This is a genomic window from Streptomyces sp. NPDC020747, assembly GCF_044334695.1.
In the GTDB taxonomy this organism is placed as follows: domain Bacteria; phylum Actinomycetota; class Actinomycetes; order Streptomycetales; family Streptomycetaceae; genus Streptomyces.
In genome coordinates this window covers 353,996-378,024 of sequence record NZ_JBIRTJ010000002.1, presented here as the reverse complement: position 1 = coordinate 378,024, position 24,029 = coordinate 353,996, and the positions used below count along the sequence as shown (strand labels likewise).

Here is a 24,029-nt window from a genome sequence, read left to right as displayed (position 1 = left end):
CTGTGCGCGCCGGGGGTAGGTGATGGGTCCGACGCAATCCGGTTGGGCGTGGTCATGACAGAGGCTGACTCTCTCGCCTTCCCCGCCCATCCGCAGGACACTTGACCAAGAAAGCCGTTACTGGCGGAGGGGGACGCGATATGCGGGACAGCCATCGGGCGGAGGCCGAACGGCTGTTGGTGCGGGCCGTGGAGGAGGAGGTCCGGCGCTCGGGCGGGCGGGCCGACGGGGGCGCGCTCCTGTCGCGGGCCCGGGCCTCTCTGGACACGATGGCCCAGACCGCCGCGGAGGAGTACGAGGCGTTCGCCTCGGCGCTGGACGAGGCGGAGGCGGGCCGGCTCACCTTCGGCCAGCGGTACGCCCGCGAGGGCGCCGGAACTCCCCTGCTGGTGGCCGCAGTTGCCGCACTCGCGGCCGTCGTCGCGGACCTGGCTCTCGGCATCGGCACGGGCACGGCGGTGGCCGCCGGCGTGGTCGTCGGCGTCGCGGGCGCCGCGGCCACGGTGGCGAAGGTGACGGCCTCTCATCTGCCTGCCGCGAGCCGCCGGGCGGGGGCCCTCGGGCAGCCCGGCGGCCCGGAACAGCTGCGCCTGACGTGGCTGACCGCCCTGGAGGTTCGCGGCATCCGGCCGTTCTTCGACCAGCAGCGCGTCCTCATCGCGTCCACCGGCGCGAAGAAGGGGGCGCCCCAGCTGCGGCGTACGGACAAGAGCGCGGCGGCCCGCAGACGGAGTGTCCTGGAGCAGTCGTTCGGCCAGCTTCCCGAGCCGGTCGGTCCGTTCGCGGGCCGTCGGCAGGAGCTGCTGCGGGTCGCGCAGTGGGTGCACGCGGCCCGTGCCAGCACGGAGACCAGGCCGACGGTGGTCGTGCTGCACGGCACGCCCGGCTCCGGCCGCAGCACCCTCGCGGTCCGGGCGGCACACGAGCTGAAGGACCAGTTCCGCGGCGCGTGCGTGGTGGACCTGCGCGGCGACAGCCCGGAGGAGTCGCCGCTGACGACCCGCGACGCGCTGCTGCACCTGCTCAACCGACTCGGCGCGCCCCGCGAGCAGTTGCTGTTCCGTGAGCGTTCCTCGCAGGACCAGCAGGTCAGGCGGCTCGCCGAGCTCTACCACAAGCATCTGACCGGCCTCCCGGTGACGATCGTGCTCAACGACGCGAGCGATGTGGAGCAGGTGCGCACGCTCGTGCCCGAGCGCTCCGACAGCCTCGTCGTGGTCACCGCCCGCAAACCCCTCGACCTGCCCGCCGATCTCCCCGCCTGGGTGCACCAGTTGGCGGTGGAGCCGCTGACCGCGCCCGGCGCCGAGGAACTCCTGAAGGCGGCGGCACAGGACGACTCCTCCCCGTACGACGCCGAATCCACCGACCGGGTAAGGGAGTTGTGCGGCGGCCTGCCGCTGGCGCTGCGCATCGCGGGCTCGTCGCTCGGCCCGCGCACACCGAGCCGGCTCGCCGCCGACCTGGCGGCGTACGGCCCGGTCGAGCCGGTGGAGCGGGTGCTGTGGCTGCGCTACACGGACCAGTCGGACACGGCCAGGCGGCTGCTGCGACGGCTCGCGCTGGCGGGCCGCGCCTCGCTGGGCGCGGCGGCTGCGGCCGCCCTGCTCGCGACGGACGAGCCGGAGGCGACCCGCCACCTGGAGGCACTCTCCCGCGCGGGCCTCATCGACCATGTCCGCGGCAGCCGTTACCGCCTGCACGATCTCGTACGCGCCTTCGCGCAGGCCCGCCTCCTCGACGAGGAGGAGCCGTCCGAGCGCACGGCCGCGCAGGAACGTCTCATCGCGAACTACGCGGAGCTCGCGGACTCGGTGATCCGCCTGGTCGACGGCAAGACGTCCACCCGCGCCGACCAGTTCGGCCCGCACGGCTTCACCTCGCTGGACGCGGCCCTGCGCTGGCTGGACGACGAGTCGAGCTTCATCACGGCGGCCCTGCGGCACGCGGAGGGCGTCAACCAGGCGACGGTGCTCAACCTCCTGGGCGCGCTGTGCGACTACTGCCTGCTGCGCGGCGACCTCTACCGCCTGGGCGAGATCAGCGAGTTGACGCAGGCCGTCGACCAGGGGCTGCTGGTGCGCTCGGTCCAGTGGCGTACGGGCATCGCGGCCCGCCAGCTCGGCGAGCTCGACAAGGCGCGTACCCAACTGGCCTCCGTGGTGGACCTCTACTTCGAGGCGCACCACGACGCGGGCGCGGCGCGGGCGCTCTGCTCGCTCGGGATCACCCTCCACCACCAGGGCAATCTCACGGAGGCGGCGGCGAAGCTCCAGGAGGCCATGGATCTCCAGGCCTCCCCCGAGCTCTCGGCGGACCGCGCCTGGACGATGCACGCGCTGGCGGCGGTGGAGCGGGACCGCGCGAGACTGCGCGAGGCGCTCGACCTCCTGACCCAGGCCCTGGTCCTGCACCGCGAGGGCGAGTCCGTGCACGGCGAGGCGTGGGCCCACTTCCAGCTCGGCCAGCTGGGGCTGCGCATGGGCGACGTACCGCGCGCCGAGTCCGAGCTGCGCGAGGCCCTCGATCTGTACGGCCGCACGCGCGACGCCCGCGGCGAGGCCTGGGCCCTCACCCAGCTCGCCCGGGCCCGGCTGGTCGACGGCGACCCGTCCTCCGCGGTGGACGGCCTGCGCCAGGCGGCCTCCCGCCACCGCGACAACGAGGACTCGCGGGGCGAGGCGTGGACGGTGTACTACCTCGGCCAGGCTCTGGAGGAGACCGGCAACCTCGACCAGGCGGTCCGTGAACTGGAACGCTCGCGGACGATGTTCTCCCGCATCCGCGACGTGTACGGCCTGGCGTGCGCCCGCCACCACTCGGCCCGGGTGACCCGCGACCAGCGTGCCGCCCAGACCGGCTCACTGCGGAACTCGGGCTTCGCCCGCCAGCTCCTGGTGGACGCGCGGGCCGACTTCCAGCGGATCGGCGTCGCCCACGGCGAGGCCTGGACCTGCCTGGAACTGGCGGTGGTCGACGCCGGCAACGCCCGTACCCAGCCGGCCCTCGGTCTCTGCGACGAGGCCGCGTCCCTCTTCGCCTCCTACGGCGACCGCCGCGGCGAGGACTGGTCCCGCTTCCTGCGCTGCACGCTGTTGCCGTACGCCTCCCCGGGCGGTGTGGAGGTCGGCACGGCGGTGGCCCAGGAGGAGCTGACCCAGCTCTCCCGCACCGGCCACCCGACCCGCGACGGAAAGCTGGACGACTACATCGAGGCGTACCAGCTGCTCCTGGAACGGGGAGCCGACCTGGAGGCCGGCTGGCAGGCATGGCGACTCGGCATGGTGCCGAACCGGCATGCGCGGGAGGTCATGGGGGTGGCGGTGTCGGCCCGTCGGGTGTGAGGCACCCGGGCCCCGGGCCCGTGTCGGGTCGAGGCACCCGGGCAGGGCGTGAGGCGCTCAGGCGCACGCGGATCCTGACGCGGTGACGCCTGTGGCATGTCACCGCATCAGGGCCTCGGCCGCCCGATCGGGCCCCGCCGGGCTCAGCCCTTGGCGGGCGAGGTCTTCCCTCCGGAGCCGGCCGGACCGGCCGGTTCCGGCTCGGAGGGGGCCGCCTTCGGGTCGGCCTCCTCGGTGAAGTCGACCCTTCCCAGCTGCCGGTTCATGGACTTCATCAGCCCCCACACGGCCAGGGCCATCACCGCGAAGACGATGAAGCCGAGGACACCGGGGGTGACCTTGTTCTCGTCGACCTCCTTGGCGAGGGGGACGAGATGTGTCAGTGCCAGGCTTGCGCTCATGTCAGGCATTGTCGCGGATGCCCGCGAAGAGGTCGTCCTCGGGGAGGGACGTATCGACGAGGGACTTCGCCAGCTCGTACTCCTCGGTCGGCCAGACCTTCCGCTGGAGGTCCATCGGGACCCGGAACCAGCCGCCGTCGGGGTCGATCTGCGTGGCGTGGGCGATGAGGGCCTTGTCGCGGATCTCGTAGAAGTCGGCGCACGGGACGTGCGTGGTCAGGATCCGCTCGGTGCGCTCGAACTCGTCCCAGCGCTTCAGCCAGTCCCCGTACGGCGACTCCAGGCCGCGCTCCAGCATCGCGTTGTGCAGCGCCTCGGTGCGCGGGCGGTTGAAGCCCTGGTTGTAGTAGAGCTTCCGCGGCTGGAAGGCCGGGCCGAACTCCGACTCCGGGTACTTCTCGGTGTCCGCCGCGCCCTCGAACGCCACCATCGAGATCTTGTGGGTCATGATGTGGTCCGGGTGCGGATACCCGCCGTTCTCGTCGTAGGTGGTGATCACCTGCGGGCAGAAGGCGCGGATCTTGCGGACCAGCTCACCGGCCGCCTTGTCGACGTCCTCCAAGGCGAAGCAGCCCTCGGGCAGCGGCGGCAGCGGGTCGCCCTCGGGCAGGCCCGAGTCCACGAAGCCGAGCCACTCCTGCTTGACGCCGAGGATCTCGCGGGCCTCGTCCATCTCCTTCTTGCGTACCTCGTGGATGTGCTCCTCGACGTACTTGTCCCCCTGAAGCTTCGGATTGAGGATGGAGCCGCGCTCCCCGCCCGTGCAGGTCACGACCAGCACGTCCACCCCCTCGGACACGTACTTCGCCATGGTGGCCGCGCCCTTCGACGACTCGTCGTCGGGGTGGGCGTGGACGGCCATCAGTCGCAGCTGGTCAGTCAAGACTCAATCCTCGTAAGTCGGCGCCCGGTGTAAAACGGCGCGATCGGCGCTTCTATAGTGACCGAATCGGCGGGCCAATAATTCCGGGCCCCGATCCCCGCGCGCTCACGCCGGAGAGGACGATCATGAGTACGGTGCAGCTGCCCGAGGGCCGGTACGGCCGCTCCACGGACGGGCACGCCGACCGCAGGCTCAGGATCGTCGGTGCGGTGCTGGGGGCGGCCCTGCTCGCCCTGGTCGGCTACTTCGCCTACTACTACGTCGGCGGCAACAAGATCAGCGCCGAGATCATCACCTACGACCTCTCGGACACCTCGGTGAAGGTGCATCTGGAGGTCCGCAAGGACGCCGACGCGAGCGGCTACTGCACGATCCGCTCGCAGGCCGAGAGCGGCGCCGAGGTGGGCCGCGCGGACTTCCGCTTCGACCAGGACTCCACCCGCATCGACAAGGCCGTCACTCTGCGGACGACGGCCCCCGGCACGACCGCGGAACTCCTCGGCTGCCACGCGGACTGAGTCCCGTCCCGCCGCTGACGGATGTCGCCCTGGACAACTGGCCGTTGACCTGCGCCGACGTATTTCTGACGGCTTATGTCCTCCCCCTTTGGGCCGTGAATTGTTAGGCTCGTGGTTTCGCCCACCCGTGAAGGAACATTCTTCTGGGTAGGGCGATGCTTTGTATTCCCAGTACCTACGAGGAGCACCTGTGACCCAGACCAGCGAGAACGTCACCTGGCTGACCCAGGAGGCGTACAACCAGCTCAAGGCCGAGCTGGATCACCTGTCTGGTCCTGCGCGCACGGAGATCGCCGCCAAGATCGCGGCTGCGCGCGAGGAAGGCGATCTGCGCGAGAACGGCGGGTACCACGCGGCCAAGGAGGAGCAGGGCAAGCAGGAGCTCCGTGTGCGCCAGCTGACCCAGCTCCTGGAGAACGCCAAGGTGGGCGAGGCCCCGGCGGCCGGCGGCGCGGTCGCGCCCGGCATGGTCGTGACCATCGCCTTCGACGGCGACAAGGACGACACGCTCACGTTCCTGCTCGCCTCGCGTGAGTACGCGAGCTCGAACATCGAGACGTACTCGCCGCAGTCCCCGCTGGGCTCCGGCGTGAACGGCAAGAAGATCGGCCAGGACGCCGAGTACGAGCTGCCGAACGGCAAGCTGGCCTCGGTGACGATCCTGGAGGCCAGGCCGTACGCCGCGTAGTTCTCGCGTCGCGTCGCGCAATCCATGCGCCTCGCGACCCGTCCAACGCGTCGCCCCTGGTGAGCCCCCGGTGCCCATGCTCCGGGGGCTTCACCATGTCCGGGAGACCGCCGCGCCTCAGGCCGCCGCCGAGCGGTACTTCCGCACCGCCAGCGTCCGGAAGATGACGACGATCAGGACCGAGTAGATCAGCGAGGCCCAGACCGGGTGCTGCATGGGCCAGGCGCCGGACGTCGACAGGCCCGGGTCGCCGAAGAGCTTGCGGCACGCCTGAACGGTCGCGCTGAACGGGTTCCAGTCGGCGATGTGACGCAGCCAGGGCGTCATCTTGCTGGAGTCCACGAAGGCGTTGGACAGGAACGTCACCGGAAAGAGCCAGATCAGACCGCCCGAGGTCGCCGCCTCCGGGGTGCGCACGGACAGTCCGATCAGCGCGCCGATCCAGGTGAACGCGTACCCGAGCAGCAGGAGCAGGCCGAAGCCGCCCATGATCTTCCCGAAGTTGGTCGGCTCCATGGAGCCGGGACGCCAGCCCACGAGCAGCGCGACCATCGCGAGGACGAGCAGTGTCAGGGCCGTCTGGACGAGATCCGCGACGGTGCGGCCGGTCAGTACCGCGCCACGCGCCATGGGCAGCGAGCGGAACCGGTCGATGAGGCCCTTGTGCATGTCGTCCGCGATGCCCGCCCCGGCGCCCGCGGTGGCGAAGGTGACGGTCTGGGCGAAGATGCCGGCCATCAGGAAGTTCTTGTAGACGTCCGGGTTGGTGGTGTCCCCGATCTGCATCGAGCCGCCGAAGACGTACGTGAACAGCACCACGAACATCACTGGCTGGATCAGCCCGAACAGGATCATTTCGGGAATTCTGGTCATCCGAATTAGGTTCCGCTTTGCCACGACCAGCGAGTCCCGGACGGACTGGCCGAACGAGCCTCCCGGGGCGGCGGTCCGTACGGCGTCGGTGACGGCGCTCACTTGACGGCCTCCTTGTCGTCCTTGTCGTCCTTCTTGCCCTTGCCGCCCTTGGCGTCCTCGTCCGTGCCGTTCTCCTGGTCCTCCGCCTCGGCGTGGTGGCCCGTCAGCGAGAGGAAGACGTCGTCGAGGGTGGGGCGGCGCAGACCGATGTCGTCGATCTCGATGCCGCGGGTGTCCAGCTCGCGGATGACCTCCGCGAGGAGCTTCGCGCCACCGGTGACGGGGACGGTCAGCTTGCGGGTGTGCTGCTCGACGGTGGTGTCGCCCTTGCCGAAGCCGCGCAGCACCTCGGACGCCGTCTCGATGTGCTCGCGTTCGTGCACGACGACCTCGACGCGCTCGCCGCCGGTGCGGGCCTTGAGCTGGTCGGCGGTTCCCCGGGCGATGACGCGGCCCTGGTCGACCACGGCGATCTCGTGCGCCAGGTGGTCTGCCTCTTCGAGGTACTGGGTGGTGAGCAGCAGTGTCGTGCCGCCCGAGACCAGGTCCTTGATGACCTCCCACAGCTGCTGGCGGTTGCGTGGGTCGAGGCCGGTCGTCGGCTCGTCCATGAACATGACCGGTGGCGAGACGACGAGCGCCGCCGCGAGGTCGAGCCGGCGGCGCATACCGCCGGAGTACGTCTTGGCGGGGCGGTCGGCGGCGTCGGTGAGGTGGAACTGCTCAAGCAGCTCGACCGCACGGACCTTGGCCTGCTTCGCCCGCATCTGGTAGAGCTGGCCGACCATGTGGAGGTTCTCGCGGCCCGTCAGGTACTCGTCGACCGCGGCGAACTGGCCGGACAGGCCGATCGAGCGCCGCACCTCGTTCGGCTGTTTCAGCACGTCGATGCCCGCGACGACGGCCTTGCCGCTGTCGGGCCGGAGCAGGGTGGTGAGGCAGCGGACCGTGGTGGTCTTTCCCGCGCCGTTCGGCCCGAGCAGGCCGAGGACGGTGCCCTCCGGGACATCGAGATCGACGCCGTCCAGAGCCCTTACGTCGCCGAAGGTCTTCACCAGGCCTTCGGCGTAGATGGCGCCTGGCATATGAGTCTCCGAAAAGTGGTTGGTGATCCTACGAAAAGAGGCTAGTTTTCTCAGGTTTGCCCCGTCCGACGAGCGGGTCGACGACGAGGCGGACCTGTGACCAGAGACACACCATAACGCGATGTATCGCGTTTCTCAACGGATTATTCCAACCGGGGCGACAGCCGATCCGACCTCAGTCGATGATCGTGTAACCCGCCTTCCGCAGCGCGGAGTTCACCTCGGCACAGTGCTCCGGTCCCTTGGTCTCCAGATGCAGCTCGACCTCCACCTCCGTGAGCCCGAGCCGTGGGTCGGTCCGTACGTGGCTCACATCGAGGACGTTAGCGTCCACCACTGACAACACCCCGAGGAGCGTGGCCAGGGCGCCGGGGCGGTCCGTCAGCCGCAGCGTGACCGCGAGGTAGCGGCCGCCCGCGGCCATGCCGTGGCGCAGGATGCGCTGTATCAGCAGCGGGTCCACGTTCCCGCCGGACAGCAGCGCCACGACCGGGCCCTCGAAGGCCTCCGGCTCGCTCAGCAGCGCGGCGACGGGACTCGCACCGGCCGGCTCGACGACCAGCTTGGCCCGCTCCAGGCAGAGCAGCAACGCGCTGGACAGATCGTTCTCGGAGACCGTACGGATCTCGTCCACCAGGTCGCCGATGATCCCGAACGGCACGTCACCGGGCCGCCCGACCTTGATGCCGTCGGCCATCGTCGCGGGGTTCTCGATGGACAGCGGACGCCCGGCCGCCAGCGAGGGCGGGTACGCGGCCGCGCCCGCCGCCTGCACCCCCACGATCCGCACGTCGGGCCGCAGCGCCTTCACGGCGACCGCGATGCCCGCGGCGAGACCGCCGCCGCCGATCCCGACGACGATCGTGCGCACCTCGGGGCACTGCTCCAGGATCTCCAGGCCGACCGTGCCCTGCCCGGCGATGATGTCGGGATGGTCGAAGGGGTGGATGAAGACGGCGCCCGTCTCGGCCGCGTACTCCTGCGCGGCGGCCAGCGTCTCGTCCACCACCGTGCCGTGCGCGCGCACCTCGGCGCCGTAGTGCCGGGTCGCCGCGACCTTCGGCAGCGGGGCGCCCTTGGGCATGAACACCGTGGAGCGCACTCCCAGCAGGGAGGAGGCGAGGGCGACGCCCTGCGCGTGGTTCCCCGCGCTCGCCGCGACCACGCCCGCGGCCCGCTCCTCGGGGAGCAGCCCGGCGATCCGCACGTACGCGCCGCGCAGCTTGAACGAACCCGTCCGCTGGAGGTTCTCGCACTTGAAGTGGACCGGCGCGCCCACCAGCCGGGACAGGTACCTGCTGCCCTCCATGGCGGTCATCCGCGCCACGCCCGCGAGCATCTTCTGGGCGCCGCGTACATCGTCGAGGGTCACCAGCGGCAAGGAGTCAGCCGTGCGGTAGCTCATGACCACCAGTCTCGCAGTTCACACGGCGCCACACCGGCTGTGACCAACGTCCGAGACCGGTTTGCTCAGCGCAGGTACGGCCCGCCCCCCGTCCGCGTACTCTGTCCCCCAACCCAGCCCCACGCATGAATAGAGCCTCCGGCCATGCCCACAACACCTGAAATGTCGATGGACATGACGACCGTCGGTGACCCCGGTCTTCTCGAAGCGCTGCAGCACGAGGTGGCGGTGTTCGCGCGCCGTGCCGAACAGACCCGGCTCGGCGGGGTCGGCCAGGTGCGCAACTCCATGGACCGTGCCGCGTACCTGCTGCTCAACCGCCTCGACAAGGAGGGGCCGATGGGCGTCAAGGCCCTCGCCGCGAGCATGGGCATCGACTCGTCGACGGTCACCCGTCAGGTCGCCCCGCTCGTCGACACCGGACTCGTCAAGCGCACCTCCCACCCGGAGGACGGACGTGCCGTGGTACTCCAGCTGTCCCCGCGCGGGCTCTCCCGCCTGGAGGAAGTGCGGTCCTCAAGGCGCCAGTTGATGGCGGAGCTGACCCAGGAGTGGGACCCCGAGGAGCGCGAGGCCTTCTGCACGCTGCTCACCCGGTTCAACCTCGCGCTCTCCGCCCGCATGGCCGCGTCGCCCTCCGCGGAGGCACCGGAGCCTTCCTGAAACACCCCGCGCGCACCGCATCGGCCCCGGCCTCTTGACCGGAGACCCACGCCTGGCCTCATATGAGACCGGGTCCTGTCGTACGCGGCTGTCCTCGGCGTACGTCCCAAGGGCCCGGTTTCCCTCAGCCGGGAGGCGCGGTGCGAGAGCGGCAGGCGTCCCAGAACGCCCGCCGGGCCCGGGAGTTCGAGGCGTTCGTCGCGGGCGCGGCAGGGCGGCTGCTGCATGCCGCCACGCTGCTCACGGCGGAGCCCCCGGACGACAACCCACGCGCGCGGCGCCTGCTCACGGCATCCCTCGCCCATACGTACGCCACCTGGGACCGGCTGCACGGCGAGGACCCGTACGACCGGACCCGGCAGCAGCTTGCCGTGCGCTTCGCGCGCGGGGCGTGGCATCAGTACGGCGGCCTGGGCCGGGCACACCCCCGGAGCCGCCCGAAATCCGACAGCGTCCTGTACTGCCTCACGCCCCAGGAACGGCTGATCCTCGTGCTGCGCATGTACGAGGGCGTCGCCGAGGAGCAGGCCGCGGCGCTGCTGGGGCTGCCCACGGAGCGCGTACGGGCGATCTGCGCGCGTGCCATGGCGACGCTGCTGCATCCGCCGCGGGAGGCCGCTCCGGTGATCGCGAAGGTGGCCCCGTCATGAGCTCGATGAGCCGCAGGGAGGCGGACGTCCGCCGGATTCTGGAGGAGCCGCAGCGGCCCGTACCGCCCGATCTGTACGGGGAGGCGCTGCGCCGGGGCGGGCGGATGCTGCGCCGCCGGAGAGCGGCGAGGCGGTTGTTCTGGCTGGTGCTGTTCGCGGCGGTCGTGGCCTTCGTGGTGTGGGCGTCGCTGGCCCAGCCGTGGGTGGAGCCGCCGTCGGAGACGACTCCACCGCTGACCGGGTGGTGAGCCCGTCGATGACTAGTTCAGGGCCTGCTTGAGGTCCTGGAGGAGGTCGTCGATGTTCTCGATGCCTACGGAGAGGCGTACGAGGTCGGCGGGGACCTCCAGGAGGGACCCGGCCACGGACGCGTGCGTCATGCGCCCGGGGTGCTCGATCAGGGACTCGACGCCGCCCAGGGACTCGCCCAGCGTGAACACCTTGGCGCGGTTGCAGACCTCGACAGCCGCCTCCTCGCCGCCCTCGACCTGGAAGGAGACCATGCCGCCGAACGACTTCATCTGCTTGGCGGCGATCTCGTGACCGGGGTGCTCCGGGAGGCCCGGGTACAGAACGCGTGTCACGCGCGCGTGCCGGGTGAGCATCTCCGCCACCTGGGTGGCGTTCTCGCTGTGCCGGTCCATGCGGACGGCGAGCGTCTTGATGCCGCGCAGCACCAGCCAGGCGTCCATGGGACCGGCGACCGCGCCCATCGCGTTCTGGTGGTAGGCGAGCTCCTCGCCCAGCGCCTGGTCGGCGACCACGAGCGCGCCGCCGACGACGTCCGAGTGGCCGCCCATGTACTTGGTCAGCGAGTGCACGACGACGTCCGCGCCGAGCGCGAGCGGCTGCTGGAGGTAGGGGCTGGCGAAGGTGTTGTCGACGACCAGCTTCGCGCCGGCCTCGCGCGCGATCTGCGAGAGCGCCGCGATGTCGGTGATGCCGAGGAGGGGGTTGGAGGGGGTCTCCACCCAGACGGCCTTCGTCTTCGGGGTGAGGGCCGCTCGCACGGCCGCGGGGTCGCTGGTGTCGGCGACCGACCACTCCACGCCCCACCGGGAGACGACCTTCGCGAAGAGGCGGAACGTACCGCCGTACGCGTCATTGGGGATGACCACGTGGTCGCCCGGGCTGAGCAGCGTACGCAACAGGCAGTCCTCGGCCGCCAGTCCGGACGCGAACGCGAGCCCGCGGCGGCCGCCCTCCAGGGCGGCGAGGTTCTCCTCCAGGGCGGTCCTGGTGGGGTTGGCGCTGCGGCTGTACTCGTAGCCGCCGCGCAGACCGCCGACGCCGTCCTGCTTGTAGGTCGAAACCTGGTAGATCGGCGGGACGACCGCGCCGGTGAGGGGATCGGCGGTGTTGCCCGCGTGGATCGCCACGGTTTCGAAGTGCTGGCTGATGTGCCTGTCGCTCATGGGCACCGAGGGTAATGCGCTCGCGGGGAAAGTGACGGCACGGGGCGTGGGAGGGGCCTGGGACCAGGGCACGTCCTGCGGTTTCCGGGGGGCGTGCGGCGGTTTTCGGGTGCGTTCGGCGGTTTTCCACAGGAACCGCCGAGCAGTTTCCACAGGAGCGGCGACCGGGTTCGTCATTTGTCGGGCCAGTCTGGTTCGCTTGAGGCATGGAGATTCTCTGGGTCCTGATGGCGATGCTCATGGTGAGCCTCATCCTCTGGCCGTTCCTTCTGCGCAGGCGTGCCGGTGGTATCCAGCAGGTCGCCCCGGGCGACCCCGACGCGGCCGACCCGGCGAACTACGGCTTCCTGCGCCAGGAGGAGCTGGACATCCGCATGCCCGGACCCGACCAGGACCTGCTGGAGGTCCTGGACCTCGTGCAGCGCACCCAGGACCACCGGGCGGCGTCGCAGCTCCTGGCCGGCACCGAGATCGAGGGCGAGCGGCGCTGGCAGCGCGTGCAGGCCTTCGCGGGCGCCGCGTCGCTGGAGCTGCAGCAGCGCCCCGGCGGGGTGAGCGACTCCCCCGGCGGGCAGTGGCTGCGGGTGTGGCGGGCCGAGCAGCCCAAGGACGCGGGCGGCGCCGCCGTGCACGCGGAGTTCCTGGTGCAGCAGGCGTGGCGTACGTCGTCGCCGGGGACGGACGAGTTCCGGATCATCATGGAGGAGGCGAGGGCGGCCTGCGGCGATGCCGCGCTGCTGTCTCCGGGCGACCCGATCCCGTACGTCATCGAGCTCTCCGTGGGCCGTGGACTCGCCTATCCCCAGGCCGAGTTCGAGAAGGTCTGGCTGAAGATCCTGGACCGCGCGCCCGCGCACATGGGGGCGCATCTGGCGGCGCTGCACTACTGGTGCGAGAAGTGGCACGGCTCGCGCGAGGAGGCGTACTCCTTCGCGGAGGCGGCGGCGGCCCGGGCGCCCCAGGGTTCCCTCCTGGCGGCCATGCCCCTCTTCGCCGTCTTCGAGCACCTCCCCGAGGTGAACCTGGTCAGCGGCTTCTACCAGAGCGAGGTCGTGACCAAGGCGGTCCACGGCGCCCTCTACGCGGTCCACTCGGCCCGCCCCGACGACCCGATGCTCGCCCACGTCCGCCACCTGCTGGTCTGCTTCCTGGTCCGCGGCGAACGCTGGTCGGAGGCGATGACCCAGCTGATCCACGTCGACGGCCACGTAGGAGCCCTGCCCTGGACCCTGACATCCGACCCGGCGGCGGACTACGCGGTGTACCGCGCACTGGCGGTGGGCGGCTACGAGGCGAACGGGGGGAGCCCGGCGACGCTGCCGCACTGAGCGGAGACGGTTTCCGGGCGCACAAGGACAAGCACGGCCCGGCTGCGGAGTCTCGGCCCGGCAGAGCCTCCGCCTTCGCCGGGCCGTCTCGTGGTCAGCCCTCCGTGCGGGCGGGGAGCCGCCATCCCGGGCGCGGGAAGTGGCAGGTGTAGCCGTCCGGGTAACGCTGCAGGTAGTCCTGGTGCTCGGGCTCGGCCTCCCAGAAGGGGCCGACCGGCTCCACCTCGGTGACGACCTTGTCCGGCCACAGTCCGGAGGCGTCCACGTCCGCGATCGTGTCCTCGGCGATCCGCTTCTGCTCGTCGTCCACGTAGTAGATCGCCGAGCGGTAGCTGAGGCCGATGTCGTTGCCCTGGCGGTTCTTGGTGCTCGGGTCGTGGATCTGGAAGAAGAACTCCAGGAGCGCGCGGTAGTCGGTCTTCTCGGGGTCGAAGAGGATCTCGATGGCCTCCGCGTGCGTGCCGTGGTTGCGGTACGTCGCGTTCGGCACGTCACCTCCGGTGTAGCCCACCCGGGTCCCCGTCACACCCGGGAGTCGGCGGATCAGCTCCTCCATCCCCCAGAAGCATCCGCCCGCCAGTACGGCCCTCTGCGTCTGCGCAGCCATTACGGCCCCTTCCAATGTCTGTATCCGTCAGCTCGGTCACTCGGGGTCATCGGCTCGCACACCACCGGCATCCCTTACCCACTGTCCTCAACGCGCGAGGGTTCCGGGCGATTCCGTACCCGCCCAACCGGCCGTTACCGCCGGAGCGGGAACACGGCATCCCGGACCAGGCGGGACCGGTGCACCCTGCCCGGTCGGCGGGAACAGTACTTCTTGCGCATGTTCCTCCCGTCCTTCGACGGCTGGCGCCCCTGGGATGGGAGCAGCGCTTGACGCCCGGTTCGGGACGACCGGCGTCAGCGGTGGCGGCCGCGATCCGCAGGTGTTCCACAGCCGCGACGGAGGCAGGACCTGGACGGTGTCCGAAAATCCTCTACCCGGTACGGCGACGAACATCGCCTCACTGTCCTTCCGGAACCGCAGGGGACGGCCTGGCCGCGGGCGGCGATTTCGACCCCAGCAGCAACATCGACCTGGGTGAGATCGCCCGTACGTCCGATGGCGGCACCTCGTGGGCGCTCGGTGGCACTCCGACCGGGTTCAAGAACGGCGTCACTTGGATACCCGGCCGCAGGAGCACCGCGATCGCCGCCGGCCCTGACGGAAGCGACGTCACAACCGACGGCGGCCGAACCTGGTCCCGCTTCGACCGGACTCTCCTCCTGGGCATCAACTGCTCAGCCCATGCGCGCTGTCGGGCCGTGGGCAAGAGCAGACTGGCGGCCCGGCTCGTACTCCCACGTCACTGAACCCCGGCAACACCCCTCAAGCAGGCGATCCGCCCCGCACCTCAAGAGCCCGGTCGCGGCACCAACAACTCACACCACGCTGCGACCGGCTCTCCCCCAAGAGGACCACCAGTCGAAAACCAGTGGCCGACCGCACTGGCCGACCCCACGCTGTAGACCATGGAAGAACCTCACCGCGGCATCCGGGCGGCCCACACGGCATCCACAGTCACCGTGTACCAGGCGTACTCCCCGCACATCGGCCAACCCGCCGCCCGGGAGGGGCGTTTCCCTCCGGAGTGGAAACGGGAACGGATGACGTGGGTCACCAAGCGGCGTTCACAGACCCCATCCATGCTCACAGCAGCCCGCCGGGGAAGGTCGGCTCAGTCGAACGCCACGACCAAGCGAACGCCGTCATCACCGAAGCGGCCTGCCAGAGCCTTCATCACAGCGAAGACATGTGGCCAGTGCGTTTCGGGGCCCAGGACAGCACCGACGGTCAGCGGTTCGTACGTGCACATCACATCGTCAGTGGTCCACTCCACGCGTTCCGTCACGCTGCGCAGGTTCGCGGGCGGCACGCCAACCGCGGACAGAGTCTCCGGCGGCCAGGGATCGGAAACGAGTTGTTGGTGCAGTGTCGATGGCAGCGATTTCGTGTGCCAGGTCAGCCGGCCCATGAACTGATCAGAAGCGGTCACGAGATCCATCGAAGCGATCTCCGCCCAGCTGACCCAGCTGGCGCTGTGAAGGTCGCCCGCCGCACCCCAGGACCCCAACTGCGAACACATCCCGCTCGACAGATCGACGGGCAGACCGCGGTCTGGTGCCAGCGGTTGGAAGCCCGCGTAGTTGCGCACTCCGAAGAGGCAGCCGAAGGCCGCGTAGTCGGTCTGGTCATACAACGGCCAAAGATCCATGGCAGCTACCCACGGCTCGCCGTCGTAGTAGTCGGTGTCAACGCCGGGGTGACGAAACTCGATACCGCCATGGATGTCCGTACTCACGAGGCGGCACCGTAACAGCGCCTACATGGGCAGGCACCCGAGTTTGCCGGTAGGTCAGTAGTGGAGGTGGCCAGTGCCCCGTAGAGGGCAGGATGCAGTCTCTCCACGCCAGCTACTCCGAGTTCCGAGCCGCCAGTTTCTCTCCCTCCGGTCAGACCATTGCCGTTGCGAGCAGCGACCTGTCTCTCTGGACACGCAGGCCTGTCTGGAACCGGCCCAGTCCGGCAAATGCTTTACGAGCAGGCTTGACCTGGATCGTCACACCGCGTTCACGGCGAGAGGTCGCGGGTCGCAGCGGCCAACTGCTCTCTCACCGGGTTGGCATGCCTCCATGCGGGCTGTTGACCACCAAGGGCAGTGACCCTTCGGCGAGGTAGAAGTGCCCAGGGAAGTAGTCGACGTGGAGGTGACCGCCGTCCTCGGCAGTGGCCATGGCCTGCAGATTCTCCGCGAGTACTGTCCTGCTCGCGGAGTCACCGCTGATCACGAGGATCTGCCGCTCGGGGTCCCGGTGGATGAGAACGCCCGGGCCGGAAGTACCTCGGACCTCGATCCCGGCCAAGGTGTTGCCGTCCGACGGATAGGCGGAGCTGAGCAGCCCCTCGCCTTGAGCCACCGCGCTCGCCAACCCAGTCAGCTCCTCCGCCGAGGCGGAGAGATCTACTTCGCCGTACTCGGGGTCTGAGACCAGTCTCATGGGCGTCACTCCTTAAGCGTCGAACCCTCACGATGCCTGCCTGCCAAGATTGCCGGTCATCGCTCGGGAGCAGCGCGCTCCACCGACCGCGGATGCGCGCGTTCACGGACTCCGTCATTGACCGAAATGCTGCGTGTCATCCCCCTGGTGCACATGCCCCCTCACAAGATTCTCCGAAGGAACGGCTCGTTGGGCTTGCCACAGGGAGCGCAATTCGGCCGTTGCTCGCTGCGCTGCCTCGCGGAGGTCCGGCCGCGGGGCCGGGACCCGGGGGCCGGCCAGGTCCCGACCGTTGAGCGACCGCGCAGGGATGGCGGTCCAGTCGGTCCGGCCCACCACGGCGACGTTTCCGCCCTCGTGCGCTGCTTCGTCCCGCCAGTCGTCGGGCGGTGCCATGAGGACACGGAGTGACTGTTCATCGAGCCACTCCAGGCCCAGAATCTGCCGACCGAGTTCGTGCTCGATGAGAGAGGTGACCTCGCCCGTCTTGAGGTGCAGAAGCAGTAGCTCGCCCTCGAAGAAGTAGCCACCGTCGTACCTGCCGGTGCCTACCGCGAGCAGCGGACGCCGGGGGTGGAAGGCAATCGCGTGTACGGGGAAGCGTGAGCGGATGAGCGCTCTGCGGACGAAGGAGCGGCTGTCGTAGACCGCGACCGGCGCGGTTCTGCCGTGCACATGCGTGCCGGCCACCGCCAGAAGGCCGCGCCGCTCGTCGTGGGCGACCAGGAGCGGGTCGCCGATCCCAAGAAAGGCCCAGCCATCGGGGGGATGTTCATCGGAAGCCGTCATGTCGTGATCTTCTCAACTGCCCTGCCCGGTTGTGCGGGGCAGTCACCGACGCGAGATCATAACGAGGTGACGAAGCGGCTCAATAGGGCGGACCCGGTGGAGCAAGTCGTTCCCGAACAGGGACTTTCCCCGTACCAACAGGCCCTGCGGGATCGCCTCCTCGCCGCCCCTGTGGTACCCGCACCTGAACCCTGGCGGCCCGTCTTCGAGTATGAGTACGGCATCCCTGTCGGCGGACTGCTCGGGATCGGCTTCGCGTCGCATCCCGACAGCGGTCATGACCTGGTGATGGTCGTCTCCAGCGACGGCCACGGCCTATTCGACGCCGTCACCGGGGAGAAGATCGCCAGGGAGCGCGAACCCGATCCCGAGGACAGCACCCCCGATTCGGTCGCCGACCTGACGTGCCCCGGGCTGGGGCCGATCGCCGACAGCCGCGTACGCATCGCAGGGCTCTTCGGCGGAGGGTTGCACACCACGACCGAGGACGGCTGGACACTGGAGGCAATCACCCCGGCATGGCCCAACGATCGTGTGCTGCTATCGGTCGACGGCGGACTTCCCCACTCAGGCCCCTACGAAGAACAGTGGTGGCACATCTTCCACTCCACATACTCGGAACTTCGAGCCTTCGGCTTCTCTCCCTCCGGAGAGACCATTGCCGTCGCGACAAGCAGTGATGTATCTCTGTGGACCCGCCGCCTCTAGCACAGCAACTTCAGCGGCCCTCAGAGCCGACCAGCCCGCGACGTGGGCCCGCAACCACACGAGCCAAAAGGTCTGTGAGCGCGGCTTGACGTGGATCAAGCCGTCCTTCCTCTGGATGATGTACCGCTGCGGCTGGGGCGCGAAGGCGGGGCAGGAAACCGTCCTGGCCGTCGAGATCACTCGCGAAGGCTTCGAGTGGGCGCTGCGGCACGCGGTTCTGTCGAGTTACGTGCGCGGAGTGCACCCCGACCGTGCCACCTGGCAGCGGCAGGTCAAGCAGGCCCCGGCCCGCGTCCAGTGGGACCCCGAGCGTGATCTGCGCCTGCGCCCCCTGACGTACCGCTCGCTCCAACTCGGGCTCTGCGGTGAGGCCGTGAGGCGTTACGCGGACGAGTGGACGGTCGGCATCAGCGACGTGACTCCACTTGCCCACGAGGTCCACACGCTCGTCAGCGGCGGCGACCTGGTCTCCGCAGCCCGGCTGCTGCCCGAGGAGCGCCCCTACCCTGCCGCTGACGAACTACTGGCCGACCTGCGTCCGTGAGCAGGCGCTCACCACGCGGCCGGCTGCCGACCGTGGATCACATGGCAGCACAGGCTCGCCGGTACCGGATCGACATCGGTGCCATGGCCCCGAGGCCAGGGAAGCAGCGGCTCGCCCGACATCACGTTTCGGTCAATTCGGCCTCGTTCGAAATGAACGGCGTTCGTGTGTTCCCCGTCCTACGATCCCTCGCATGCTGATTCGCCGGACATTACGGATGATCATCGTGCTCGCTGCGGCCCTCGCCGGTGCGGTCGGGGGTGGTGTGGGGATCGCGCAGGCCGAGGGGAGCGGCCGGTCGTCGCACGATCGGCAGTTGCTGTTCTACAACCACTCCTACGGTGTCCTCGACCGGGAGACCGCCGACGCCATCGAGCACTCCGACTACCTGCGGGACTTCGCCAACTTCCAGGTCCGTACGACGACCGGTACCGGCGGACAGACCTGGACCGGCCGCTATCTGATGGGCCGTGAGACCTACCTCGAACTGTTCGGCGTCGGTGACATCGCCGGCCAGGACGGCACCCTCGGCTCCGCCGGGCTCGGCCTCTCGACCGAGCGGGCGGGGGACCTGGCGACGGTCACCGAGCGGCTGAGGGACGAGGGAGTCGCCGACCCCGTCGAGTTCCTCCAGACGCGTGACTTCGGTGACGGTGTCCCGGTGCCGTGGTTCGACGCCATCCTCACCACCCTCGAGTACGACGCCTTCGGGGCCTGGGCGATGGAGTACCGGCCGGAGTACTTCGCCGACCCGCGCGGCAACACCGAGCCGGCGAGCTTCCCCGGTGACGTCGGCCGGGAACGCTACCTGTCCGACGACTACCGCACCCATCTGATGCGTGACGTGACCTCTGTCCGCCTCGCGGTCACCGAAGGCGACCTCGCCGACAACGTGCCGCTGTTGCGGGCCGGCGGGTTCGCCGTCCGGACCGTGGGCGACGGTGGCGTCGTCGCGGAGCGTGGCGGCACCACGATTCGGTTCGACGCCGTCCCGCGCGAGCAGGCGGGCCTGCAGCGGATCGAACTGTCGCTCAACCGGCCCGTGAAGGACCGGCACGTGGAGCGGATCGGCCACTCGACCCTCGTCGTCGGCCCGGGCAGCCGCGCCGTATGGACGTTCGCCGCCAACGGCACCAAGTAGGCGGAGAGCGGTACTCAGTGGGCGTGCCCTCGACGAGGGCACGCCCACTCACATCTGGAACGTGGCGCGGGCCGCTTCGGACGAGAGCGACCCGCCCCGGCGGGCCTGACTCGTCCAGCCACGCCAGCGGTCACCCGCCCGCCGCCACCGTCTTGAGTTCCTTGAGTGACTCGCGCAGGAAGTCTGCCAGGGGGCGGTCCCCGTTGCCGCCGACCCAGCGGTCGAAGCCGACCTTGAAGACGGTTATGCCAGCCTCCGCGGTGAGGGTCGCGGCCGGGTCCTTGAGGCCGCGTCGGTGGAGTGTGGCGGTGAGGGCCGCGGACAGGGAGGCGAGCTTGATCAGCTCGCGCTCGCGGAGCTCCGCGTTGGCCGCGATCACGGCCTGGCGCTGTCGGGAGTGCTCGTGGCGCTCCAGGAAGAAGGCGGCGACGCTCTCCAGTGTCGTGGCCATCGCGTCGATCGGCGCCGCCGTGTGCGGGGTGTCGGCGAGCGTGTCCACGAAGGCCTGCTCCAGCGCCTGCGAACCCCCGAACAGCACCTCGCGCTTGTCGGCGTAGTGCCGGAAGAACGTCCGCTCGGTCAGCCCCGCGCGCTCGGCGATCTGCGCGGCGGTCGTCTGCTCGTACCCGCGCTCGCTGTAGAGGTCCAGCGCCGCCTTCTCAAGCCGCCCGCGCGCGTCCGGCTCCCATCGACTCATATCGCAGATCGTACTCGATGACAGTGACTGACATCAGATGCTACGGTTGATGTCAGTCACTGTCATCGACTCGTTCGCCGCACGGCCGGGCATTGCATGTATTGCGTGCAATGCGTGCAATGCGCGTATTGCGTGCGCCCCGTGTGCCCGTAACTCGGGCGCCCGTGGCCAGGACGGTCGACCAACCCGGAGGTTCTCCTCATGCGTGTGTTCGTCACCGGCGCGTCCGGCTGGATCGGTTCAGCCGTTGTTCCGGAGCTCATCGGCGCCGGCCACCAGGTCGTCGGGCTCGCCCGCTCGGACGCCTCGGCCGCCGCTCTCGCCGAGGCCGGCGCCGAGGTGCGCCGCGGCACGATCGACGATCTCGACACCCTGCGCGACGCGGCAGCCGAGTCCGACGGCGTGGTCCACCTCGCCTTCAAGCACGACATCGCGTTCAGCGGCGGCTTCGAGGCCGCCGCCGACGCGGACCGGCGTGCCATCGACACGTTCGGCGAGACGCTCGCCGGCTCCGACCGCCCCTTCCTCATCGCGTCCGGGACGCTCGGGCTGGCGCCGGGGCAGGTAGCCACCGAGCAGGACGGTCGGACGTCCGCCCCGACAGGCGGCCACTGGGCCGCCGGCCCGCTCAAGCGGCTGGCCAACGCACACGCCACGGCCGCCCTCGCGGACCGCGGCGTCCGCTCGTCCGTCGTACGGCTTCCTCCGACCGTGCACGGCGACGGGGACCACGGCTTCATGGCCACAGTGGTGGCCGTCGCCCGCGAGAAGGGCGTCTCGGGCTACATCGGCGACGGCGCCAACCGCTGGCCCGCCGTGCACCGGTCCGACGCCGCGCACCTCTTCCGCCTGGCTCTGGAGAGCGCCCCGGCCGGTTCCACGCTGCACGCGACCGCGGAGCAGGGCGTGCCGATACGTGCCGTCGCCGAGGTGATCGGACGGCACCTCGGTCTGCCCGTGGCCTCGGTCTCCCCGGACGACGCGGCCGGGCACTTCACCTGGCTGGCCGCCTTCCTCGCCATGGACAGCCCCGTCTCCAGCACTCACACCCGCGAACTGCTGGGGTGGCAGCCGACCGGGCCCGGGCTCCTCGACGACCTCGACAAGGGCCACTACTTCGCCGCCCCGCCCGTCTGACCGCGGGCACCGTACGACCCGCGGGCACCGTACGACCCCGAGGGCACGTCCGACCGCCGGCACCGGCCGGCCCCGCCGACAGTCGGCTCCGGCGGCCGATCCACCGTACGTACAGGGGGAGTTGGAGGCAGCGGACGATCTCCACGACGATTTCTATACTGACCGAATGATCACCGTTCCGCTCAGTGCGCTCGAAGTGGCCATGGTCCAGACGGGCACTCCGGCCGAGGACACGTTGCGAGACACCACCGAGTTCGCCCGCCGCGTCGAGGACCTCGGTTATCTGCGGCTCTGGTACGCCGAGCATCACCACTCCCCGGCCATCGGAGCGTTCCCGCCCGTCGTACTGACCGCCCACGCGGCCGCGTTGACGGCGTCCGTCCGTCTCGGCTCCGGGGGTGTTCTCGCTCCGAACCACGCCCCGATCATGCTGGCCGAGCAGTTCGGCACGCTGGCCGCGCTGCACGGGGGCCGGATCGACCTGGGCATCGGCCGGGGCCCGGGAACGTTCGACGATTCGACGGCGCGGGCCCTGCGCCGCGGGGCCGGTCCGACGACGGACGACGAGTACCGCGACGACGTGTCGTCGACACTGCGTCTCCTGGTGGACGAGGTCGGGCTGGACCCGCTCCCGGAGCCATGGCTGCTGTCCTCAAGCACGGCCGGTGCCGCGCTCGCCGCGGAACTCGGACTGCCGATCGCCTTCGCCCATCACATCCGCCCCGACAACACCCTGGCCGCGCTCGCCCACTACCGCGAGCACTTCTCCCCGTCCCGCTGGTGCCAGAGCCCGCGCGTGCTGGTCTGCGTGGAAACGGTGTGCGCGGAGACGGACGAGGAGGCGGCCCGGCTCGTCGGCCCGATGGACATCATCAAGGTCGGACTTCTCAAGGGACAGGGAGGCATCCCCTTCCCCACTCCCGAGGAGGCCGCGGCCCACTCGTTCACCGAGGAGGAGACGCGGGCCCTGGCAGGCTTCGGCGCCCACCAGGCACAGGGGTCACCCGAGACGGTCGCGAAGCGGCTGACGAACCTGGTGGACCTGACAGGCGCGGACGAACTCATGCTCGTAACACCCGTCTACTCCCTGGCCGACCGGCTGCGGTCGTACGAACTCGTCAAACAGCACGTCATGACGCCGACGCCGACGGCCTGACCCGACGACGACGCCCGCTCGTCAAGGGCGTCGGTCGTCAGCGGCGCCGGTCCTCAAGGGCTCCGGTCCTCAAGGACGTCCACCGCCCACCCCGTCGCCTGGGGCAGGAAGACGTGCTCGGTCGCGTACGCCGACATGCGGGCGTTCCGTTCCTGGGCCTCGGGGCCGTCCGGCAGGTGGAAGTCGTCGCCCGTCCGGGCGGAGTCGGCCTGCATGGTCGTGGCGGTGGCCAGGCGCCGGCGTACGTAACGGTCGAGCGCGTCGGGTACCTCGGCCGGCGTCGCGCCCGTGAGGGCGTCGCCGAGTACGGCCGCGTCCATGATCGCCTGTGCCGCGCCCTGCGCCTGGAACGGGACCATCGCGTGGGCGCTGTCGCCCAGCAGTGTCACCCGGCCGATGTTCCACCGCGCGAGCGGCACCCGCGTATGGATGCCGTAGCGGAGCATCTGCCCCGCGCGTTCGAGGACGTCGAGCACCCGGGAGTCCCAGCCGTCGAACTCGCGCAGCTGCTCGCCCGGTTCCGCCCGGGCGGTCCACGACTCCATCGCCTCGTCCGTGGCCGTGTCCGCCGTGACGACGGCCACGACGTTGAGCAGTTCCCCGCGACGCACCCAGTAGTGGACGAAGTGCCGGCCCGGACCGAGCCAGATGCCGAGGTCGGGCAGGTCCAGATCGGCCACCTCGTCGGCCGGGAGCAGCGCCCGGTAGGCGGCGGTCCCGGAGAAGACCGCCTCGTCCGCGCCGAAGAGCCACTGACGGGCGGCCGACCGTATCCCGTCCGCGGCCACGACCAGGTCCGCCCGCAGGCGCTCGCCGTTCGCCGTCGTCACGGAGGCCGACTCGTCGTCCTGGTCGATGCCCACGACAACGGTGTTCAGGCGCACCGACGAGGGCGGCACCGCGCCGGCCAACGCCTGGTGCAGATCGGCCCGGTGGAGCAGCAGGTAGGGCGCCCCGAACGCGTCCTCGGCCGTACGCCCCAGCGCGTAACGGCAGATCTCGGCCCCGTCGGACCAGGTGCGGAAGCTCATGTGGGAGGGGTGGGCGGCCTGTGCGGCGACCGCGTCGAGGAGGTCCAGCCGGCGCAGCAGACGCGTGGCGTTGGGCGCGAGCTGGATCCCGGCACCGATCTCGGTGAACCGCGCCGCCTGCTCGACCAGCGTGACCTCATGACCGGCCCGGCGCAGGCTCAAGGTCGCCGCCAGTCCCCCGATACCCGCTCCCACGACGACCGCACGCATGCCACGCCCCCATGACGACCGCTCAACCGCCACGACCTCACATCGGCACGATCACGCACCCAGGCATCCAAAGCGCCCGGCCGTCGGCCCGCGCAGGCTATCGAACACAACTCCACGGCTGTACGGGGCATTTCGGCCCATGTTGAGGCCCCTGCGCTCGACGCCTGTGACAGGAACCGCGGTACCGGAGCGGATCAGACAGGCGGTGGCCGCGCTGGATATGCGGGCCACGATCGCCACGGCCCCCTTCACCGAGCCCGCCCGTGCCGAACTGGCCCT

At 70.2% G+C, this 24,029-nt stretch carries 24 protein-coding genes and 1 pseudogene; 13 read left to right on the top strand and 12 right to left on the bottom strand.

What is annotated here, in order from left to right:
* Positions 1-140 precede the first annotated feature (140 nt).
* On the top strand, positions 141-3,344 hold the full coding sequence (locus ACH4YP_RS06765) for a tetratricopeptide repeat protein (protein WP_398489677.1): 3,204 nt from the start codon (positions 141-143) through the stop codon (positions 3,342-3,344).
* A 143-nt stretch (positions 3,345-3,487) separates the two neighbouring features.
* Here ACH4YP_RS06765 and ACH4YP_RS06760 read toward each other — a convergent pair whose 3' ends face one another.
* Positions 3,488-3,754 carry a hypothetical protein gene (locus tag ACH4YP_RS06760; protein WP_361068643.1) on the bottom strand — a complete coding sequence of 89 codons (267 nt, stop codon included), beginning with the start codon at positions 3,752-3,754 and terminating at the stop codon, positions 3,488-3,490.
* Positions 3,747-4,628: a mycothiol conjugate amidase Mca gene (gene mca / locus ACH4YP_RS06755; protein ID WP_398489676.1), complete on the bottom strand. Its 882-nt coding sequence runs from the start codon at positions 4,626-4,628 to the stop codon at positions 3,747-3,749. The genes ACH4YP_RS06760 and mca overlap by 8 nt, the downstream gene beginning before the upstream one ends.
* A 125-nt stretch (positions 4,629-4,753) precedes the next feature.
* Between mca and ACH4YP_RS06750 the strand changes: the two genes are divergently transcribed.
* Positions 4,754-5,146, top strand: a complete 393-nt coding sequence (locus tag ACH4YP_RS06750) for a DUF4307 domain-containing protein (RefSeq protein ID WP_361068636.1) — start codon at positions 4,754-4,756, stop codon at positions 5,144-5,146.
* Positions 5,147-5,336: 190 nt separating this feature from the next.
* Positions 5,337-5,834: a transcription elongation factor GreA gene (greA, locus tag ACH4YP_RS06745; protein ID WP_361068634.1), complete on the top strand. Its 498-nt coding sequence runs from the start codon at positions 5,337-5,339 to the stop codon at positions 5,832-5,834.
* A 117-nt stretch (positions 5,835-5,951) separates the two neighbouring features.
* Here the strand turns inward: greA and ACH4YP_RS06740 are convergent, their stop codons facing one another.
* The 3 genes from ACH4YP_RS06740 to ilvA form a co-directional block, all read right to left on the bottom strand.
* On the bottom strand, positions 5,952-6,809 hold the full coding sequence (locus ACH4YP_RS06740; protein WP_143636790.1) for an ABC transporter permease: 858 nt from the start codon (positions 6,807-6,809) through the stop codon (positions 5,952-5,954).
* On the bottom strand, positions 6,806-7,834 hold the full coding sequence (locus tag ACH4YP_RS06735) for an ATP-binding cassette domain-containing protein (protein WP_361068630.1): 1,029 nt from the start codon (positions 7,832-7,834) through the stop codon (positions 6,806-6,808). Before ACH4YP_RS06735 ends, ACH4YP_RS06740 begins: the two co-directional genes overlap by 4 nt.
* 175 nt (positions 7,835-8,009) lie before the next feature.
* Positions 8,010-9,239 carry a threonine ammonia-lyase gene (ilvA, locus tag ACH4YP_RS06730; RefSeq protein WP_361068623.1) on the bottom strand — a complete coding sequence of 410 codons (1,230 nt, stop codon included), beginning with the start codon at positions 9,237-9,239 and terminating at the stop codon, positions 8,010-8,012.
* A 162-nt stretch (positions 9,240-9,401) separates the two neighbouring features.
* Between ilvA and ACH4YP_RS06725 the strand changes: the two genes are divergently transcribed.
* From ACH4YP_RS06725 to ACH4YP_RS06715, 3 genes are all read left to right on the top strand, one after another.
* Positions 9,402-9,902 (top strand): MarR family winged helix-turn-helix transcriptional regulator, encoded by a 501-nt coding sequence (locus ACH4YP_RS06725; RefSeq protein ID WP_398490026.1) that lies wholly within the window; start codon positions 9,402-9,404, stop codon positions 9,900-9,902.
* 140 nt (positions 9,903-10,042) lie between these two features.
* Positions 10,043-10,552, top strand: coding sequence for a sigma factor-like helix-turn-helix DNA-binding protein (locus ACH4YP_RS06720; protein ID WP_361068620.1), 510 nt, complete (start codon positions 10,043-10,045; stop codon positions 10,550-10,552).
* Complete coding sequence (locus ACH4YP_RS06715; RefSeq protein ID WP_398489675.1) at positions 10,549-10,800, top strand: hypothetical protein; 252 nt, start codon at positions 10,549-10,551, stop codon at positions 10,798-10,800. Before ACH4YP_RS06720 ends, ACH4YP_RS06715 begins: the two co-directional genes overlap by 4 nt.
* Before the next feature lie 12 nt (positions 10,801-10,812).
* Here the strand turns inward: ACH4YP_RS06715 and ACH4YP_RS06710 are convergent, their stop codons facing one another.
* On the bottom strand, positions 10,813-11,967 hold the full coding sequence (locus ACH4YP_RS06710; RefSeq protein ID WP_361068617.1) for a cystathionine gamma-synthase: 1,155 nt from the start codon (positions 11,965-11,967) through the stop codon (positions 10,813-10,815).
* A gap of 206 nt (positions 11,968-12,173) precedes the next feature.
* On the opposite strand from ACH4YP_RS06710, the gene ACH4YP_RS06705 reads away from it, so the two are divergent.
* Positions 12,174-13,295: a hypothetical protein gene (locus ACH4YP_RS06705; RefSeq protein WP_361068614.1), complete on the top strand. Its 1,122-nt coding sequence runs from the start codon at positions 12,174-12,176 to the stop codon at positions 13,293-13,295.
* 94 nt (positions 13,296-13,389) lie between these two features.
* On the opposite strand, the gene msrA is transcribed toward ACH4YP_RS06705, so the two are convergent.
* Positions 13,390-13,902 carry a peptide-methionine (S)-S-oxide reductase MsrA gene (msrA, locus tag ACH4YP_RS06700; RefSeq protein ID WP_361068611.1) on the bottom strand — a complete coding sequence of 171 codons (513 nt, stop codon included), beginning with the start codon at positions 13,900-13,902 and terminating at the stop codon, positions 13,390-13,392.
* Positions 13,903-14,810: 908 nt separating this feature from the next.
* Here msrA and ACH4YP_RS06695 point away from each other — a divergent pair.
* A pseudogene (locus ACH4YP_RS06695) lies at positions 14,811-14,957 on the top strand (DUF4291 family protein); the annotation flags it as partial.
* Positions 14,958-15,016: 59 nt separating this feature from the next.
* Here the strand turns inward: ACH4YP_RS06695 and ACH4YP_RS06690 are convergent.
* The 3 genes from ACH4YP_RS06690 to ACH4YP_RS06680 form a co-directional block, all read right to left on the bottom strand.
* Positions 15,017-15,640 carry a hypothetical protein gene (locus tag ACH4YP_RS06690; protein WP_398490054.1) on the bottom strand — a complete coding sequence of 208 codons (624 nt, stop codon included), beginning with the start codon at positions 15,638-15,640 and terminating at the stop codon, positions 15,017-15,019.
* A gap of 310 nt (positions 15,641-15,950) precedes the next feature.
* The gene (locus ACH4YP_RS06685; protein ID WP_398489673.1) at positions 15,951-16,337 is read right to left on the bottom strand and encodes a hypothetical protein; all 387 of its coding nucleotides are present in this window, start codon (positions 16,335-16,337) and stop codon (positions 15,951-15,953) included.
* Positions 16,338-16,451: 114 nt separating this feature from the next.
* Positions 16,452-17,126: a hypothetical protein gene (locus tag ACH4YP_RS06680; protein ID WP_398489672.1), complete on the bottom strand. Its 675-nt coding sequence runs from the start codon at positions 17,124-17,126 to the stop codon at positions 16,452-16,454.
* 66 nt (positions 17,127-17,192) lie between these two features.
* Here ACH4YP_RS06680 and ACH4YP_RS06675 point away from each other — a divergent pair, with 66 nt between their 5' ends.
* From ACH4YP_RS06675 to ACH4YP_RS06665, 3 genes are all read left to right on the top strand, one after another.
* A complete protein-coding gene (locus ACH4YP_RS06675; protein ID WP_398489671.1) occupies positions 17,193-17,834 on the top strand; it encodes a hypothetical protein in 642 nt (213 codons plus the stop codon).
* Positions 17,806-18,378, top strand: a complete 573-nt coding sequence (locus ACH4YP_RS06670) for a DUF4291 domain-containing protein (protein ID WP_398489670.1) — start codon at positions 17,806-17,808, stop codon at positions 18,376-18,378. The genes ACH4YP_RS06675 and ACH4YP_RS06670 overlap by 29 nt, the downstream gene beginning before the upstream one ends.
* Positions 18,379-18,595: 217 nt before the next feature.
* Positions 18,596-19,519, top strand: a complete 924-nt coding sequence (locus ACH4YP_RS06665) for a DUF5829 family protein (RefSeq protein WP_361068661.1) — start codon at positions 18,596-18,598, stop codon at positions 19,517-19,519.
* A gap of 130 nt (positions 19,520-19,649) precedes the next feature.
* Here ACH4YP_RS06665 and ACH4YP_RS06660 read toward each other — a convergent pair whose 3' ends face one another.
* Complete coding sequence (locus ACH4YP_RS06660) at positions 19,650-20,216, bottom strand: TetR/AcrR family transcriptional regulator (RefSeq protein ID WP_398489669.1); 567 nt, start codon at positions 20,214-20,216, stop codon at positions 19,650-19,652.
* Positions 20,217-20,417: 201 nt separating this feature from the next.
* Between ACH4YP_RS06660 and ACH4YP_RS06655 the strand changes: the two genes are divergently transcribed.
* Positions 20,418-21,353, top strand: coding sequence for an SDR family oxidoreductase (locus ACH4YP_RS06655; protein WP_398489668.1), 936 nt, complete (start codon positions 20,418-20,420; stop codon positions 21,351-21,353).
* 166 nt (positions 21,354-21,519) lie between these two features.
* Entirely contained in the window at positions 21,520-22,509 is a 990-nt protein-coding gene (locus tag ACH4YP_RS06650) for an LLM class flavin-dependent oxidoreductase (RefSeq protein ID WP_398489667.1), read from the top strand.
* Between the two features lie 53 nt (positions 22,510-22,562).
* Here ACH4YP_RS06650 and ACH4YP_RS06645 read toward each other — a convergent pair whose 3' ends face one another.
* Positions 22,563-23,750, bottom strand: coding sequence for an FAD-dependent monooxygenase (locus ACH4YP_RS06645; RefSeq protein ID WP_398489666.1), 1,188 nt, complete (start codon positions 23,748-23,750; stop codon positions 22,563-22,565).
* Between the last annotated feature and the right edge of the window lie 279 nt (positions 23,751-24,029).